This window comes from Acinetobacter sp. LT1 (assembly GCF_059800965.1).
Genome location: NZ_JBBAXE010000017.1, coordinates 53161 through 70594, shown reverse-complemented (window position 1 = coordinate 70594; position 17434 = coordinate 53161). Strand labels below are relative to the sequence as shown.

Sequence of the window (17434 nt, the reverse complement as noted above, 5' to 3'; positions counted from 1 at the left end):
TCTGTAACATAGCCCACTTAGCATAAGACTCACTTAAAATAACGACTGATTTGGAAGATAAGCTGACTATGACCAGCCTTGCGCATCAAGCGACAGAAAACCGCTCTGTGGCCGAATTTACTGAACAGGCTTACCTGAATTATGCCATGTACGTCATTATGGACCGTGCATTGCCGCATATCAGTGATGGCTTAAAACCTGTACAGCGCCGTATTGTCTACGCCATGAGCGAGTTGGGCTTAAAAAGCAGTGGTAAGCCAAAAAAATCGGCCCGTACTGTAGGTGACGTACTAGGTAAATATCATCCTCATGGTGATTCGGCATGTTATGAAGCCATGGTGTTGATGGCTCAGCCGTTTAGTTATCGCTATCCTTTGATTGAAGGTCAAGGGAACTGGGGTTCACCAGATGACCCTAAATCCTTTGCAGCGATGCGTTATACCGAGGCAAAACTTTCTGCCTACAGTGAGTTATTACTAAGTGAGTTAGGACAAGGCACGAGTGAATGGCAAGATAACTTTGATGGTTCATTAAAAGAACCGATTACTTTGCCAGCACGAGTTCCTAATATTCTGCTGAATGGTACAACTGGTATTGCGGTTGGTATGGCGACTGATATTCCGCCACATAATTTGCGTGAAGTGATTAAAGGAACAATTGCCTTAATTCGTAATCCGCAAACATCAGACGAGAAATTGGCTGAATATATTCCAGCGCCAGATTTACCAACCAAAGCTGAAATTATTACTCCGCCTGAAGAATTACTCAAAATCCAGACGACTGGACGTGGTAGTTACCGCATGCGAGCGGTTTATACCATCGAAAAAAATGAAATCGTGATTACCGAATTGCCGTATCAAGTATCGGGTTCTAAGGTGATCACTCAAATTGCCGACCAAATGCAGGCCAAAAAGCTACCATTAGTGGTGGATGTGCGTGACGAGTCGGATCATGAAAACCCAACACGACTCGTGATTGTACTTCGTTCTAACCGTATTGATGCTGAAGCGGTGATGAGCCACTTATTTGCGACTACCGATTTAGAATCAAGCTACCGTGTTAATTTAAACATGATTGGTGAGGATGGTCGTCCTCAGGTTAAGTCGATTCGACGTATCTTGCTTGAGTGGATTGAGATCCGTAAAAAAACGGTTACTCGCCGTTTGGAATATCATTTAAACCGAATTGAAAAACGTCTACATATTTTGGCAGGCCTTTTAATTGCTTATCTCGATATTGATACGGTTATCCGTATTATTCGTGAAGAAGATCAGCCTAAACCTGTATTGATGGACCATTTCAAAATTGATGAGATACAGGCAGAAGCAATTTTAGAACTCAAGTTACGTCATTTAGCAAAACTTGAGGAGATGGAAATCCGTCAAGAACAGGATGAGCTCTCAGCAAAAGCAGCGATTATTCGTGAACAATTAGAAAACCCAGAATCTTTAAAAAACCTGATTATTGGCGAATTAAAAGAAGATGCGAAAAAGTTTGGTGACGAACGCCGTTCTCCAATTGTTGCACGTGCTGAAGCTGTTCAAATTAGAGAACAAGATTTAATGCCGGCTGAAGCAGTAACGGTAGTTTTATCTGAGGCGGGATGGATTCGTGCTGCAAAAGGTGCGGATGTTGATGCAGAGAATTTAAACTATCGTGCTGGTGACCAATATTTAAGTCATGCGGTGGGTAAAACCAATCAACGAATTTATTTCCTTGATGAGACAGGGCGTAGTTATGCCTTGCCTATTAGTAGTTTGCCATCAGCAAGAGGTTTAGGCGAGCCATTAAGTTCGAAACTTGCTCCTGCAAGTGGAGTCGCGTTTATTCAGGTCTATTTAGATGATGAAGAGTCAGAACTTATTGCTGCTAGCTCATCAGGTTATGGCTTTAAAACTCAAGTCAAACAGTTAGATACTAATGCCAAGGCAGGAAAAAGCTTCTTGTCGGTACCTGAAAAGTCAAAAGCGCTACCGTTAATATCTGCCCAAAACATGACACATTTGGCTGTACTCAGCTCAGCAGGTCGACTCTTGATTATTGATTTGTCAGAACTGCCAAATTTAAATAAGGGTAAAGGTAATAAGTTGATACAACTTGAAGCGGAAGAGCAGATTTTATCCATGACAACCCTGAACTTAGATGAAATAATTCAGGTGGTTGCAGGTCAACAACATCTAAAACTAAAAGGTGATGATCTACAGAAATACATGGGTAAACGAGCTTCAAAAGGGCACCTCTTACCACGTGGATATCAAAAAGCAAATAAACTGTTGATTCAGAGATAAAGCTAGCGTCGAGCAACATAAATACGCTATATATGGCAATAAGTTCAAGCAATGAACTGAACTTATTGGTATTGGATAATGATTAAAAGGACAGCAATTTGGAGTACGCAATTTGTACTCCATGCAAAAAATTTGACAGGGTCAAATTGTCAAAACTTCTGTCTCATAATCTTGTTCGAAAGTGTCATGAATGTGCCAATAAGTTTTAAATATGTTCTGGCACCAAGAAGCTAAAGAATAGCTGGGGCATTGAATAACAGTTATTACTAAGGATTACGAATCGGAGATAATGGCATTATGGAAAAGATTTGGTTTGCAGAATACCAAAAAACAGGGATTCCAGAAACAGTAACATTGCCTGCGGAAAATACCTCTCTTGTTGATATTTTTGAGAGTAATTTCCAAAAATTTGGTTCTCGTGATGCCTTTATCTTTATGGATAAAGCGATGTCATTTAACGAGTTGGAACTTGCAAGCCGTAAGTTCGCGACCTATTTGCAAAATTTGGGGTTAGCAAAGGGAACTCGTGTGGCAGTGATGATGCCAAACGTATTGCAATATCCTGTAGTTGCATTAGCTGTGTTACGTGCAGGCTTAGTATTAGTGAATGTAAACCCACTTTATACTGCGCGTGAGCTTGAGCATCAATTAAATGACTCGGGTTCAGAAGTACTCGTGATTATCGAAAACTTTGCCAGTGTTTACCAAAGCATTTTAGGTAAAACTCCTGTGAAGCATGTTGTAGTTGCGACAGTAGGAGATATGCTTGGTACGCTTAAAGGTACATTAGTAAATTTTGTATTACGTAAAGTACGTAAGCAAATTCCTGCTTGGAATATTCCAGGGTACGTTAAATTTAATACAGCATTAAATAAAGTAAGTCCGAGTAATTATAAGCGTCCAAATTTAACTTTAAGTGATACTGCCGTGCTTCAATATACGGGTGGTACTACAGGTGTTTCAAAAGGTGCGGAATTAACACATCTTAATTTGGTTGCCAACCTTTTACAGTGTGATGGTATCTTCCAAAGTAAATTTGGTGCAAATGATGGTGCTAAAGGCGACCGTATTGTTTGCGCATTACCGCTTTATCATATTTTTGCGTTCATGGTTTGCGCGATGTACGGTATGTATAAAGGTCAGGCAAATATCTTGATTCCGAACCCACGTGATTTACCAGCGGTAATTAATGAATTACGTAAATATCAGCCATCATTCTTCCCAGCAGTAAATACATTATTTAATGCTTTAGTAAACAATGAAGAATTTAAACAACTTGACCATAGCAATTTAAAAATGGCGATGGGCGGTGGTATGGCAGTTCTACCTTCTACAGCAGAAGCGTGGAAGAAGATTACTGGTACAACCATTATTGAAGGTTATGGTTTGTCTGAGACTTCTCCGGTAGCGACTGCAAACCCTCCTGCATCTACTGAATTTAGCGGCACTATTGGTATTCCGTTACCTTTAACTGAAGTTGCTATTTTAGATGATGACGGTAAAGAAGTTGCCTTAGGTGAGCAAGGTGAAATCTCTATTCGTGGTCCTCAAGTCATGAAAGGCTATTGGAAGCGTCCTGATGAGACTGCGAAAGTCATGACTGCAGACGGTTTCTTCCGTACTGGTGATATCGGCGTTATGGATAGCCGTGGATATACTAAAATTGTAGACCGTAAAAAAGATATGATTTTGGTTTCTGGCTTTAACGTTTATCCAAGCGAAATCGAAGAAGTTATTGCTAAACATCCAAAAGTATTGGAAGTTGCAGCAATTGGTGTTCCTGATGAAAAATCAGGTGAAGTGCCAAAACTCTTTATCGTGAAAAAAGATCAAAGCTTAACGACTGAAGAAATTTTGAACTTTGCTAAAGAAAACTTAACAGGTTATAAACGCCCTCGTTATGTTGAGTTTATGGATGAATTACCTAAATCAAACGTAGGCAAAATCTTACGTAAGGACTTACGTAAGCCAGCCTAAAAAGTTAATAAAAAAGCGCCTTAGGGCGCTTTTTTTGTTTTTACATTTTGTTGTGGCTTTTCATAAACCAGCGGTCTATGTAAGGACGACCAATTCCTACCATCCCAACAAAAACTAGCATTGTGCCCAATTGCAAACGCAAATGAGTTAAATCGAGCTGACCATAACTTAAATAATTATCTACTAGGCAATATAGGGTAATCACAATTAACCAATGCCATAAAGGAAGCCGTTTAATACCGACTGCAATAAAAGTAATTGTTAAAATAACAAAGGTGCCCAATGTCGATTGCCAATTTAGATTTGCACAAATCACACTCAATAAAAAAGCGACAATAGGAAATACGATTTTTAATATACGGTCTACCTGAAGCTGATTTTGTTTTTGCTTGTCTAAGACGTCAAACAATTCTTTTTGATCAGGTTGTTGCATACATGGCCCTATTAATCAGTGATGACAAGTGATTGCATAAAATTTCAGGTAAAAACGCAATGTTATGATAGCATGATCAACAGTATTTTCAGTGATGGATGGCACTATGCAGGGCATCAGCGGCATTATCTATATTATTTTAGTGGCATGTTTGCTGCCATACGCATTTACCGTAATTGCAAAATTTACAGGTGGTTTTCAGCCCGTCGATAATCAAAACCCAAGAGCTTTTTTGGCTAAAACAACAGGTCTTGCTGCTCGCGCTAATGCCGTACAACAAAATAGCTTTGAAAGCCTACCTTTATTCTTAACTGCTATTTTAATGGCTGAATATATGGTTGTTCCGGAATATTTTATTCTGAGATTAGGTTGGGCATATATTATTTTAAGAGTTATTTATGGTATTTGCTATTTAAGTAATTGGGCAACTTTGCGCTCGATTGTTTGGTTCTTATCTATATTGTGTCCAATCTTATTACTTGTGGTCACGATTAAACTGACTTGAGTGTCATTCTGTCATCATTCATATCAACTTTCGCGTGTGCCCATTGTATAATCGGCATCATTTTGATGATATCCACGCTATAATCGAGTGGATTTTACATCTGACTTCATAACGAAAGAGTATTGATATGAGTTACAGCAATATCCCAGCAGGTAAAGATGCGCCAAATGACATCTATGTCATTATTGAAATTCCTGCAAATGCAGCACCAATTAAATATGAAATCGATAAAGATTCTGATGCATTGTTCGTAGACCGTTTCATGGGTACAGCAATGTTCTATCCAGCGAACTATGGTTATGTTCCAAATACTTTGTCTGAAGATGGCGACCCATTAGACGTACTTGTTGTAACTCCTCATCCTGTTGCTGCTGGTTCAGTCATTCGTTGCCGTCCAGTGGGCAAATTAAATATGGAAGATGACGGTGGTATTGATGCGAAATTAATCGCTGTTCCACACGAAAAATTATCTCCACTTTATAAAGACGTGAAGGAATATACAGATCTTCCTCCGTTATTGATTAGCCAAGTTGAGCATTTCTTCAGTCACTATAAAGATTTAGAACCAGGTAAGTGGGTAAAAATCAGTGGTTGGGAAGGTGCTGATGTTGCTAAAGCCGAAGTATTAAAAGCAATTGAAGCTGCTAAATAAGCTTTAATTTATAAGCTCAGAATGTCTCAATTGATATTTTGAGCTTAATAAAAAACCTACATCTGTTACCAGACGTAGGTTTTTTTATGCTTGATAGATTTGTGAATTAGAATAATTTCACAGGAATATCAAGGAATAAACGCCATTCATTGGTATCACCAATGTACGCACCTTGGTATGAGTCGCTTGCACGATAATACGAGTTACGGATACGGAGGCTTGCATCTTTAGCGAAACCACTTTGAACTGTGTATTTCACTTGGTTAAAGAACTCACGTTCTTGAGCATCATCAGTTACATTTTTAACTTTGATGTCCCAACCATATACAAATGCAGTTGTCCAGTTTAGACCAGGTAATACACCTAATTTACCAAAATCGAGACTGTACTGGATTTGTGCAGATTTTTCATCATTACCGATGAAGTCAGACATGTAAGAGTTTGGCAAATAGATACTTTGGAAGCCGTCAGCATTTTGACCATAGTCATAACCAACATTACCGCTGTTTTGTTGGTAAGCAACCATGATGTTATGTGGGCCCGTATTATAAGCCGTAGAGATAGCCCAAATGTTATTTTGACGATTAGATAGATCATCAGTAGTTTGAGAATAAGTAAAAGCACCTTCATCAAACTTAGTATGATAACCGCTGAAATCATATGTTAATGAACTGTCATTCGCCAATGGCTGTTTAAAGTTCACATTTACATAATGGCGATCAAGCTTATTCTTGCTGTCTAAACCATAGTAAGATGCATTTAAATTATCATCAAACTTGTATTTAGCACCCCACACAATTGCACGATCAAGACCCTTACCATTTACGTCAGCATCGGTATTGATTTGATCAGACATTTGGTTTTTAGTAAATTTACCAGCAACAACTTCAAGATTCTTGATTTCATGGCTAGTTAATAAAGTACCTGTAAAATATTCAGGAACCATACGTCCAGTATTACTTGCAAGAACAGGTAGGTCGAGTACTTGAGTACCGTAACGTACTGTTGTATTCGAGAAACGTGCTTTAACGCTACCACCACCACGAGCCCAGTGATCATAAGCGGAGCCATCATTATGTAATGGGATCATTTGGTTACCGGCATTTTTATTTTCACCGATCTTAAATGAACCATCACCCACAGCGCCAACACCGAAACCAATAATACCAGGGGTAAAGCCAGAATCAATACTTACAATTGCTGATTGAGCAAATGAGCTAGTATCTTTTGCGCCCTGTTTTTTGTCACGGTTGATGTAACCTGTACGGAAGAGAATAGAACCGTTCGCATCTTCAACAAATCCTTTTGCCTCACTTTGCTCGCTTGCCTGAGCTGAGGAAATTATTGCCGCAGAAATGAGAACTGCTAATGTAAGTTTTTGTGCTTTTAGCATATTTAAAGAACCTCATAAAAACGATAAATCCTGTGCCTTGTTATTGTTCAGGGCCTAGGATTTCCATCAATTGTATAAGTAATCTGTAAAAAAGATATATTTTTGTTCATTTTATTTTATATATGCTATGCAGGATTTGATTAATGTGGTAGGGGTTGTTTAATAAATTTATAATTCGTCTTTTATACTTAATCTATTGTTTAAAATAAAAAAAGTAATTTAATTTTTAGTGGATTTTTACCATTTATTTTGTATTTAAAGTTCAAAAAATAGTTGATTCTTGTGTTCATTTTTTACTCTTTTTTGTTGGATATGTTTACTTTTTAATCTTATTTTAAGTTTCTTTTTTCATCACTTTTATTTTTATACCCTTTAAATTGTTACTATATAACGTTATTTTAAAAATGGAATGTACAAAAATAGATCACTACTGGCGGATAACAAAATATGTTTAGATTGATCAAATTTAGTGCAATAAATTGCTTGTATTTTGTGCACTACTCTTTTTATCCATATTATTGCTTAAAAAAGACCCAAAATAGTACATCTACTTTAAACAAGTAATAAATAAACAAATCCAATGAGTAGAAATGCGCAATCACAGATCATTACAAGCATTGTCTTCCAGAAATTTACATACTTTTTATATCTCGCCTCTAAGATTAAATAGAAAATTTATGTGCAACAAATGAATACTTCACGCCTCGCTCATTAATTTCCGATAAGGGGTTTTCGTATGTTTAGTATTTTTTATCGCATAAGAATTTTATTTTATCGCTATGTTTTTTATGGATATATTTTTATAAAAATTACCCAGAAATTTTATAATAAAGTGAGTTTGATCTCAAAATTAATGAAGAGCACTGATAGCAAATTCGTACTTGGCACAGCAATTGCTAAAGCTCAAGTAACACAATTTGTTTAATTCCTATAAATCGTGCGTTCATTGTGGGGGAGATCAAAATGATGAAATTTGCACTTAAGGCAGTAACTCTTGGTATCTTTGCAGCAGGGTCAACTATGGCTATGGCTGAAGATGCTCCATCTTTTTATGGAATCACGGCAACAGGTAGTGTGGCAGCGACCACAGACTACCGTTTCCGTGGTGTTACCCAATCGTCAAATAACCCAGCTATTCAAGGTGGGTTCACCTTTTCTCATAAGTCAGGTGCTTATGTTGCGCTTTGGGGGTCAAGCGTAGACTTTAATACACCTGGCGTTTCAACTGAAACCGATATCTCTTTAGGTTATACAAATACATTAAAATTGTCTGATACGCTTGCACCAACGTATGATGTGGGTGTAATTCATTATGGCTATATTGGTTCTGACTCAAAATTTACTAACCCATACAATGGTGATACTGGCTTCGACTTCACCGAATTTTACGGAAAATTAACGTTTGCAGACTCTTTGTTTAAAGGTGATGCACTTAGTGTGGGCGTAAGCTATTCAGATGATTACTGGGGCCACTCTGATGAGTTCTGGTATTTCAACGTTGGTTATTCAGCACCAATTGCAGATACAGGATTTACTGGACTTGCTTCAGTTGGTTATAACAAACTCAAAAACAAAGATTCTTTACTTGTAGTTGCAGGTGGGCCAGGTGAAGACGATAGCTATATCGATTATAAAGTTGGCGTCAACTATAACATTTTAGGTATTGTTGCTGAGCTAGATGTTGTTGGTACAGACATTAGTACTTCTGGTATGACTGATGCTCAGAAAAAACCTTATGACACAGGTTTAGTGTTTAGTTTAACTAAAACATTCTAAGTTTGAGTTTTAAAAAAGCGGGTGAGTAACCCGCTTTTTTATTAGTTTTCTATTTCAGAAAATAGCTGTTTTAACTGGTTAAGCTCAATATCCGTACCTTTAGATAATGGCTTGCGTGGTAAGCCCGCAGAGACACCTTTTAGTTGTAAACCAGCTTTAATCGTTTTAGGTAAACCACCATTTACAATAAAGCGTAGTAGAGGAAGTTGCTGATAAAATGAATTTTGGGCGTGTTCCAATTCACCATTTTTCACATGTTCAATAAGCTGTTGAGGTCGCTGACCTAACAGGTTCGGTGCTGCTGTACACCAACCGCTTGCTCCCGCACATAAAGCTTCTAAAGCTAGAGGGTTACACCCGTTATAAAAAGGGAGTTCTCCTTTTGATAGCTCATAAATTTTATGCATGCGCTGAATATCACCGCTACTTTCTTTCACCATCGTAATATTTGCAATGCTATTAAACATACGCACAATTAACTCTGGAGACATATCAACACCGCTAGTCGCGGGGTTGTTATAAATCATAATTGGTAGAGTAGTTTCTTTGGCAATTGCTTGATAATATTCAAAAACCTCTTGGTCTGTTAGCTTCCAATAAGATATAGGAATCACCATAAGTGCATCTGCACCATAGCTTTGCGCGATTTGCGCCTTTTTGATGGCTTGATCCGTCGTGAGTTCTGAAATTCCAATAATGACAGGCACGCGTTTATTAATACTTTCAATTGAAGTTTTCGCGACTAAGCACCATTCATCCCATTCAAGATAAGCGCTTTCGCCTGTACTGCCTAAAGGCGCAATCGCGTCGCAACCGTTTTCAATAAGCAAATCCAGCATCTGTTTTAAAACAGGAAGATTAATGGTGTTTTCATCAGAAAATGGGGTAACAGGATAGCCAATAATGCCGTTTAGTTTCATGGTGGAAATCTCTTTTTAAATACAGTCAGAATGTTTTTTCAAAGCTTTACGTGCGTAGTAGGTAAAGTTCACTTTGTTGCGTTTATCGGTAGAAACCCAGTCATGAGCTTCTTTTGCTAAAGCATGGGGGATGGGCTGGATTTGTCCGGCAGACATGGCTAGCAGTTGCAGTTGAGCTGCTCGTTCAATTAAAAGAGCCAAGTTGCAGGCTTCTTCAATGGTTTTTCCTGTAACCAGTTGGCCATGATGAGACAACAAAACAGCACGGTTTTTACCAAGCGCAGAAGAAATCAAAATACCTTCTTCATTACCTACAGGGACACCTGGCCAATGACCTACAAATGAGCAGTCTTCGTAAAGTGCACAAACGTCCATTTGGGAAATCATAAGTGGAACCTGTAGCATCGATAGGGCTGCTACATGGGTAGGATGAGTATGGATAATGCAGTTCACTTCTGGATGTTCTTTATAAATCCATGTGTGAAAACGATTGGCTGGGTTTGCCATTCCTTCTTGGTTGATAGGTTCTAAATCTTGATTCACCTCAAGTAAATTTGAGGCAGTAATTTCATCAAAACCTAAACCAAAACGTTGGGTAATAAAGGACTCTTTATTTTCACTACGGCAGGTAATTTGGCCTGCTAAACCAGCATCATGGCCATGGTCAAATAAAATACGACAAGTGAGTGCAAGCTTTTGACGATCAGTTAAATCTGAGTCGCTAATCCACTTTTGCATGTCTTGCTGTGCATGTTGCATCAGGTCTTGTTTGTTTACAGCAGCAGTTTTCATCTCTTCTCCAGTCCAGTTGACCAAATTAAGTAGGTGAAGGCAGAATAGAAAACAACTGGATTAATAAATACATCCAGTTTATATAAGTTGTATGGTCCAGATGGAGCAAATATGCTAAGACCTTGGCAAGTAAATTTTCGTATCGATGAAAGAGAAGAAAAAACGGTTTTTCTAAAACTGACTAACTTGATTAGTCAGGAAATTTTATGTGGCCGTTTAGTGCAGGGGACGATGCTGCCGGGGTCTCGTAGCTTGTCAAAAGAACTAGGAATTAATCGAAAAACCGTACAAGCAGTCTATGAAGAGTTAGAGGCACAAGGATGGCTTGTGACCCGTCCCCGAAAAGGCACATTTGTGGCGGATGTTTTGCCGGAAAAACAGCTTCAAATAGAGCCAGTATCTGAGCGAACAGTTAATGATAAACCAATCACTCAAGAAGTGATTCAACGCCCACATAACGATGGTGTGCCAGATCCGAGGCTTATTCCCTACGAACTATTTTCGCGGGCATACCGGCATGCACTGATTAAAATTACGCAAAACCAGTACATGGGATATGGTGACCCACGAGGGATGGTTGAGCTAAGACAGGCTTTACAACAAATGTTGTCAATGGAACGTTTTATGAATGTTGCTGAAGATGAGATTTGTATTGTACGTGGTAGCCAGATGGGAATTTTTCTTGCCTCTCGAGCATTACCCAATCGGCAGGGCGTTATCGTTATTGAGGAATTGTATTATCCATCTGCTTTTAAAGCATTTCAATCAAATGGCTTTCAAGTGGTTTCTGTCAAATTAGATGAACAAGGTATCGTCATTGACGACCTAAAACGGATTTTACAAGAACATTCGGTTGCTGCTATTTATACAACTCCACATCATCAATATCCTACAACTGTCACCATGACCATGTCTCGCCGTCTTCAACTCTTAGAGCTTTCAAAAAAATGGGGGTTTCACATTATTGAAGACGACTATGACCACGAATTCCACTATGACAGCCGGCCTATGCCACCCTTAGCAAGTTTGCCTCATTCTGAGTTGGTCATTCATGTAGGTTCATTGTCTAAGGTCTTTGCACCCGGTGTCCGATTGGGATATATGGTAGCGTCCCCAACAATCATTCAATCCATTACTGAAGATATTTTATTGATTGATCGGCAAGGCAATAACATTACGGAACTTGCTTTAGCAGATTTAATGCAGCGAGGGGAGATCAAGCGACATATCCGTAAAATGAAAAAAATATATCAACTACGCCGAGACCATGCATTAACTGAGTTCAATCGAATTTTTGCAGAGAGTGTTCAGATACAGCCACCCGCAGGTGGAATGGCTTTGTGGGTGAAATTCCAGAAACCATTTACTCAAGATCAGCTTATGAAATTAAAAGAACTCAACATTGATACAGAGCAGAAGTTTAAACAGGGGGAGCCTTCTAACCATTGTGTTCGTTTTGGCTTTGCTGCTTTATCAGAAAAGGAAATCACTGCTTTAATCGAGAAGCTAAATGAGATTCTTAATAAAAGAACAGTGAACTCATAATCCGCTCTTTTATTTTAAGAAAGTTCACTCTAATTCATTTCTACATTTTTGAATCTCTGAGACAAAGGTAAGCAGAAAGGGAGTAATTTGTGACTTATATTTTTCGGTTTGTAGCATCTCGCTAATTTGTTCAGGAGATTTGCCGATGAGAGAAATCCTTAAAAATAAATCTTCAAAGAAATTGCTACTAACAGTCGACAATACTCTTCTTAAAGAAACTAGCATGTCGTCGCCGCGGCTAGATGCATGAACCAGGACAATAGGTATATCTATAATTTCGGTACGGGAAACCATCCAATCAATTGCATTCTTGAGACCACCTGGAATACAACGGATATATTCTGGACTTGAGATGATAATGCCATCTGCATCAGAAACAGATTTGATGAAATCTTCCACTACAGTAGGCGTTTTTTCTCCTTCATTATCTGGAGAAAAGACAGGCAGATTATTAATATGATCAAAAACTGTCAATTCAATGTCGGACGGTGCTATATCCTTCATTGCTCTTAATAGAGCAGTATTTGTAGATTCTTTTCTTGCACTACCTGAGATAGCCAAAATTTTCATAGCATCCTCTTTACTTGTATTAATACATAGGGAGTAATAAATTCTCTTATTAATAACTTCTATAAATATTAAAAAAGCGGACTCATCATCCGCTGTTTTTATTTTAAGAATGATTGCCTCGATAAGAGAGCGCTTCTGTAAGATGAGGACTTTGGATCATCTCACTTTGCGCCAAATCGGCAATGGTACGAGCAACCCGTAAAACACGATGATAAGCACGAGCCGACAGATTCAAACGTTGTTGAGCCATTTCAATCATTCGTTGAGAAGTACTATCAAGTACAGCATATTGCTCAAGTTGTTTCGGTGAAAGTGCTTGATTTAAACAATCTTGTCTTTGCATTTGTTGTTTATAAGCATAAATCACACGCTGTCTTACAGCCGTAGAGTCTTCAGCAGGCGTTGGATCTTGCAGTTCTTGAGCTTTTAAAGGCGGTACATCAATATGTAAATCGATACGGTCAAGTAATGGTCCTGATATACGGTTTTGATAGCGCTTAATACTCTCTGGCGAACATTGGCAACGGCTGTCTTGATTAAACGCATAACCACATGGACAAGGGTTCATTGCTGCAATGAGCTGAAAGTTTGCAGGATAGGTAATTTGCCGAGCTGCACGTGAAATAATGATTTCTTTTGACTCAAGCGGCTGACGTAAGACTTCTAGAACTTTTCTGTCAAACTCGGGGAGTTCATCTAAAAACAAAACCCCTAAATGAGATAAGGTAATTTCACCCGGTTTAGGATGTGAACCGCCCCCAACTAGTGCAATCGCTGATGCTGTATGGTGGGGCGCGCGAAATGGACGCTGACCAAAGGTATGCGGTGTATTTGAAATAGAATAAATACTCGCGACTTCAAGCGTTTCTTGATTAGAAAGGGGTGGCAAAATTGAAGGAAGACGTGAAGCGAGTAAAGTCTTACCTGTACCTGGTGGTCCTTTAAAGAGCAGCGAGTGCCCGCCTGCGGCGGCAATTTCTAGTGCGCGACGTGGACGTAGCTGACCTTTTACATCTGCCAGATCAAATTTATAAGGCATTTGGTTTGAGGTCGTTGCAGGTTCAATCGAAGATAGTGATTTTATGCCCAAGAAATGATCACAAACTTCTTTTAAATGGCTCACTGGATAACATTCAAGATTCGGTAAATGGCTAATATCCTGACTGTTATCGAGAGGTAAAAGCATTTTATGCTTGGCCTGTTGACACGCCATTGCCAAAGTTAAAGTGCCTGACACTGGCCTTACATGACCATCTAAAGCTAATTCACCAATTAATTCAAAATCTTCGGCACAGTTTTCTGGGAGCTGGCCAGATGCAATTAAAATACCTATAGCAATAGGTAAATCTAGACGTGATCCATCTTTGGGCAAATCTGCTGGTGCAAGATTAATGGTCAGCCGTTTTGTTGGAAATTGAAATCCACTATTAATAATGGCTGAGCGAACTCGGTCTTTACTTTCTCTTACCGCCGCCTCTGCTAGGCCGACAATAGTAAGAGAAGGTAAGCCTTGACTCACATGTACCTCAACTTCAATCAAAGGTGCATGTAAACCTAAAAGTCCCCGTGTATAAATTTTAGAAAAAGACATCTTATTGTTCCATTATGGTGCTTCATTTTTAATCGTTGTAAAGTATAAATGCGCTACGTTGGTGCTTATTTTTTATTCTTTAAAGTTTCTTCTAACAAACTTACTTGTTTTTGTAGCTCTTCTAAACGTTGATTGGCTGATTGAAGTGCAGTCTTTTGACGGTCGATCTCTTGTTTGGAAACAAGATCCAACTTTTCGACCGCTTCATTTAATAATGCACGTAAATTTTTTTCCAAATCTTTTTTAGGCTCATCAATTTGTTCCAGAATGGCCTGTAGCAAAGTTTCTAGCATGAAATATCCAAAGTGTTGTATTACCTTATGCTTTACAGTTTAACACTGCTTAAGCGCTGGATATAGGTTTCAATTTTTTTAGTGCAAATAGATCATTAAATCAGCATACAACACTACTGAAAATTCATTTTATTTTTGATAGCTCATCTACATCTTGCTCACTAAATAGGTTATAAAGAAAGTTCATGCAAAAGATTCATTTCCCTCAACCTTTGAAATATTGGCATGAAAATTGAACATAAAACCTTACTGGTGAAAAGAAGCCGAAGGAAACAAACATGAAGCTTGTAACTGCAATTGTAAAACCGTTTAAATTGGATGACGTGCGTGAAGCACTCTCTGACATTGGTGTACAAGGGATTACCGTAACTGAAGTTAAAGGTTTTGGTCGTCAAAAAGGGCATACTGAACTCTACCGTGGCGCGGAGTATGTGGTTGATTTCTTACCTAAAGTAAAAATCGAGATTGCGATTAGTGATGAAATGGTCGACGCAGTAATTGAATCAATTACACGTGTCGCAAGCACTGGAAAAATCGGCGATGGTAAGATTTTTGTGACTAACCTGGAACAAGTAATCCGTATCCGTACGGGTGAAACTGGACCGGATGCTGTCTAAATTGGCACAAAGCTTGCTGAGTAGAAAATAACTCGCAAATGAGGTTGGGGGACACGAATGAAAAAAATGCTTATGGCGCTCAGTCTATCAGGCGCTCTTTTGGGTGGTACTGCCGTTTGGGCAGAAGAAGCTGTAACAACACCAACATCGGAAGTTGCGGCTGCATCAACATCTCCAGCTACTGCAACTACTGCAGAAGCACCAGTTGCTGAAACTCCAGCAGCTCCAGCACCGACACCTACGCTTGATACGGGTGATACCTCTTGGATTTTAGTTTCAACCGCATTGGTTCTATTAATGACCATTCCGGGATTGGCATTATTCTACGGCGGTATGGTACGTAAAAAAAATGTACTCAGTACGATGATGTTCAGCCTTTCAGCTGCAATCTTGGTAAGTTTGCTGTGGGTGATTGCTGGTTATTCAATCGCGTTCTCTGGCACAGGTGCATTTTTTGGTGATTTGTCTAAAGCAATGCTAAACGGGGTAGCGTTTGATGCATTAAGTGGGACAATTCCTGAAAGTCTCTTTGTTATTTTCCAAATGACTTTTGCCATTATTACAGTGGCGATCCTTAGCGGTTCTATTGCAGACCGTATGAAATATTCAGCTTTCATGGTGTTTATTGCAGTTTGGGTGCTCGTTGTTTACGCACCAATTACCCACTGGGTGTGGGCTGCAGATGGCTGGTTATTTAAAGCAGGCGCATTAGATTTTGCTGGTGGTACAGTTGTACATATCAACTCAGGTGTTGCAGGTCTAGTTGCTGCTTACATGCTTGGAAAACGTATTGGCCTTGGCCGCGAATCTATGGCTCCGCATAACCTGACTTTAACTGTAGTGGGTGCAAGCTTACTTTGGGTGGGTTGGTTCGGCTTTAACGGTGGTAGTGCTCTAGGCGCTGGTGCTCGTGCAAGTATGGCAATTTTAGTGACTCAAGTTGCCGCTGCCGCTGCTGCATTCTCTTGGTTAGTTGTTGAACGTATGATCCGTGGTAAAGCATCTGTATTAGGTGGTGCTTCTGGTGCGGTAGCTGGCTTAGTTGTGATTACACCAGCAGCAGGTTTTGTTGGAGTAGGCGGTGCTTTAGTGATGGGCCTTATTGGTGGCGTAGTATGCTTCTGGGGTATTACAGCACTTAAACGCTTACTTAAAGCCGATGATGCTTTGGATGCGTTTGGTTTGCATGCGGTAGGTGGTATTGTTGGTGCGATTTTAACTGGCGTATTCTACAGTGACGAAATTATTAAAGCAGCGAACGTTGCATTAGCTCCAACATTCGCTGGCCAATTATGGGTACAAGTTGAAGGCGTATTGGCAACCATGGTTTACAGCGGTATCGCGACTTTCGTTATTCTTAAAGTGATTGATCTTGTGATTGGTATTCGTGTTAATGCTGATGATGAACGCATGGGTCTGGATTTAAGCCAACATGGCGAACGTATTGAATAATCATTAATATATCTGTCTTAAAAGAACAGTCTTGCGCTGTGATCAAAGCGATGCTTTGATCTTGCTCAGGACTGTTTTTTTGTCTTGAAGAATGCTGGTTCTGTAAGTGTAGAAATTTTGCTACACTAGGTCAAAGTAATCGACCCTATAAATCCGCTATGCATTGTCCATTTTGCAACGCCGCAGATAGTAAAGTCATCGATTCACGTTTAGCCGCCGAAGGCTGTCAGATTCGTCGACGTCGTGAGTGTGTAAGTTGCGGTGAACGTTTTACCACTTTTGAAAGCTATGAAGTGGTAATGCCCCGTGTGATCAAATCGAATGGAAAAAATGAACCTTTCGATGAGGCCAAATTACGCCGTTCGTTAATGCATGCTTTGCAAAAACGTCCGGTCACACAAGAGCAGATCGAAACAGTTTTAAGTGATATTCAGTTGCAGATTCGCCGTTTAGGTGAGCGTGATGTGAAATCTAGAACAATTGGCGAAATTGTCATGCAATCTTTATTTGCCCTTGACCATGTTGCTTACGTCCGATTTGCTTCTGTCTATCAAGATTTTCAGGATGTTGAAGCGTTTCGCCGTCAAATAGAGCAAATGCAGCAACGTGAACACTAGTCATTTGAGATTT

Annotated in this window: 17 protein-coding genes; 10 read left to right on the top strand and 7 right to left on the bottom strand. The window is 39.3% G+C overall.

The annotated features are described in order from the left end of the window. Window positions 1-68 precede the first annotated feature (68 nt). Together parC and WBW42_RS15390 are read left to right on the top strand one after the other, a co-directional pair. A complete protein-coding gene (gene parC, locus WBW42_RS15395) occupies window positions 69-2288 on the top strand; it encodes a DNA topoisomerase IV subunit A (RefSeq protein ID WP_005065677.1) in 2220 nt (739 codons plus the stop codon). Between the two features lie 297 nt (window positions 2289-2585). Then, on the top strand, window positions 2586-4265 hold the full coding sequence (locus tag WBW42_RS15390; protein ID WP_284106432.1) for an AMP-binding protein: 1680 nt from the start codon (window positions 2586-2588) through the stop codon (window positions 4263-4265). Window positions 4266-4305: 40 nt separating this feature from the next. Here WBW42_RS15390 and WBW42_RS15385 read toward each other — a convergent pair whose 3' ends face one another. Next, complete coding sequence (locus WBW42_RS15385) at window positions 4306-4698, bottom strand: hypothetical protein (RefSeq protein WP_005065679.1); 393 nt, start codon at window positions 4696-4698, stop codon at window positions 4306-4308. Window positions 4699-4804: 106 nt separating this feature from the next. Here WBW42_RS15385 and WBW42_RS15380 point away from each other — a divergent pair, with 106 nt between their 5' ends. Together WBW42_RS15380 and ppa are read left to right on the top strand one after the other, a co-directional pair. After that, complete coding sequence (locus WBW42_RS15380; RefSeq protein WP_005065682.1) at window positions 4805-5203, top strand: MAPEG family protein; 399 nt, start codon at window positions 4805-4807, stop codon at window positions 5201-5203. A 127-nt stretch (window positions 5204-5330) separates the two neighbouring features. Beyond that, window positions 5331-5855 carry an inorganic diphosphatase gene (gene ppa / locus WBW42_RS15375; RefSeq protein WP_002121243.1) on the top strand — a complete coding sequence of 175 codons (525 nt, stop codon included), beginning with the start codon at window positions 5331-5333 and terminating at the stop codon, window positions 5853-5855. Between the two features lie 106 nt (window positions 5856-5961). On the opposite strand, the gene WBW42_RS15370 is transcribed toward ppa, so the two are convergent. Further along, window positions 5962-7248, bottom strand: a complete 1287-nt coding sequence (locus WBW42_RS15370; protein WP_002121245.1) for an OprD family outer membrane porin — start codon at window positions 7246-7248, stop codon at window positions 5962-5964. A 736-nt stretch (window positions 7249-7984) separates the two neighbouring features. On the opposite strand from WBW42_RS15370, the gene WBW42_RS15365 reads away from it, so the two are divergent. After that, window positions 7985-8173, top strand: a complete 189-nt coding sequence (locus WBW42_RS15365; RefSeq protein WP_014208159.1) for a hypothetical protein — start codon at window positions 7985-7987, stop codon at window positions 8171-8173. 38 nt (window positions 8174-8211) lie between these two features. After that, window positions 8212-9024 carry a TorF family putative porin gene (locus tag WBW42_RS15360; RefSeq protein ID WP_002121202.1) on the top strand — a complete coding sequence of 271 codons (813 nt, stop codon included), beginning with the start codon at window positions 8212-8214 and terminating at the stop codon, window positions 9022-9024. A gap of 41 nt (window positions 9025-9065) precedes the next feature. Here WBW42_RS15360 and WBW42_RS15355 read toward each other — a convergent pair whose 3' ends face one another. Continuing rightward, window positions 9066-9944 (bottom strand): dihydrodipicolinate synthase family protein, encoded by an 879-nt coding sequence (locus tag WBW42_RS15355; RefSeq protein WP_032070646.1) that lies wholly within the window; start codon window positions 9942-9944, stop codon window positions 9066-9068. A 15-nt stretch (window positions 9945-9959) separates the two neighbouring features. Further along, the gene (locus tag WBW42_RS15350; RefSeq protein ID WP_005065687.1) at window positions 9960-10736 is read right to left on the bottom strand and encodes an aldolase; all 777 of its coding nucleotides are present in this window, start codon (window positions 10734-10736) and stop codon (window positions 9960-9962) included. A gap of 111 nt (window positions 10737-10847) precedes the next feature. On the opposite strand from WBW42_RS15350, the gene pdxR reads away from it, so the two are divergent. Then, window positions 10848-12281, top strand: coding sequence for a MocR-like pyridoxine biosynthesis transcription factor PdxR (pdxR, locus tag WBW42_RS15345; protein WP_005065689.1), 1434 nt, complete (start codon window positions 10848-10850; stop codon window positions 12279-12281). Window positions 12282-12305: 24 nt separating this feature from the next. On the opposite strand, the gene WBW42_RS15340 is transcribed toward pdxR, so the two are convergent. The 3 genes from WBW42_RS15340 to WBW42_RS15330 form a co-directional block, all read right to left on the bottom strand. Next, on the bottom strand, window positions 12306-12851 hold the full coding sequence (locus WBW42_RS15340; protein ID WP_005065691.1) for an NADPH-dependent FMN reductase: 546 nt from the start codon (window positions 12849-12851) through the stop codon (window positions 12306-12308). A 103-nt stretch (window positions 12852-12954) separates the two neighbouring features. Then, entirely contained in the window at window positions 12955-14442 is a 1488-nt protein-coding gene (locus WBW42_RS15335) for a YifB family Mg chelatase-like AAA ATPase (protein WP_032063100.1), read from the bottom strand. 65 nt (window positions 14443-14507) lie between these two features. Continuing rightward, entirely contained in the window at window positions 14508-14735 is a 228-nt protein-coding gene (locus WBW42_RS15330; RefSeq protein ID WP_002121136.1) for an accessory factor UbiK family protein, read from the bottom strand. 278 nt (window positions 14736-15013) lie between these two features. Between WBW42_RS15330 and glnK the strand changes: the two genes are divergently transcribed. From glnK to nrdR, 3 genes are all read left to right on the top strand, one after another. Then, window positions 15014-15352, top strand: coding sequence for a P-II family nitrogen regulator (gene glnK / locus WBW42_RS15325; RefSeq protein WP_000780326.1), 339 nt, complete (start codon window positions 15014-15016; stop codon window positions 15350-15352). 57 nt (window positions 15353-15409) lie between these two features. Next, window positions 15410-16804: an ammonium transporter gene (locus tag WBW42_RS15320; RefSeq protein WP_005079483.1), complete on the top strand. Its 1395-nt coding sequence runs from the start codon at window positions 15410-15412 to the stop codon at window positions 16802-16804. A gap of 158 nt (window positions 16805-16962) precedes the next feature. After that, the gene (gene nrdR, locus WBW42_RS15315; RefSeq protein WP_000543541.1) at window positions 16963-17421 is read left to right on the top strand and encodes a transcriptional regulator NrdR; all 459 of its coding nucleotides are present in this window, start codon (window positions 16963-16965) and stop codon (window positions 17419-17421) included. The last annotated feature ends 13 nt before the right edge of the window (window positions 17422-17434 follow it).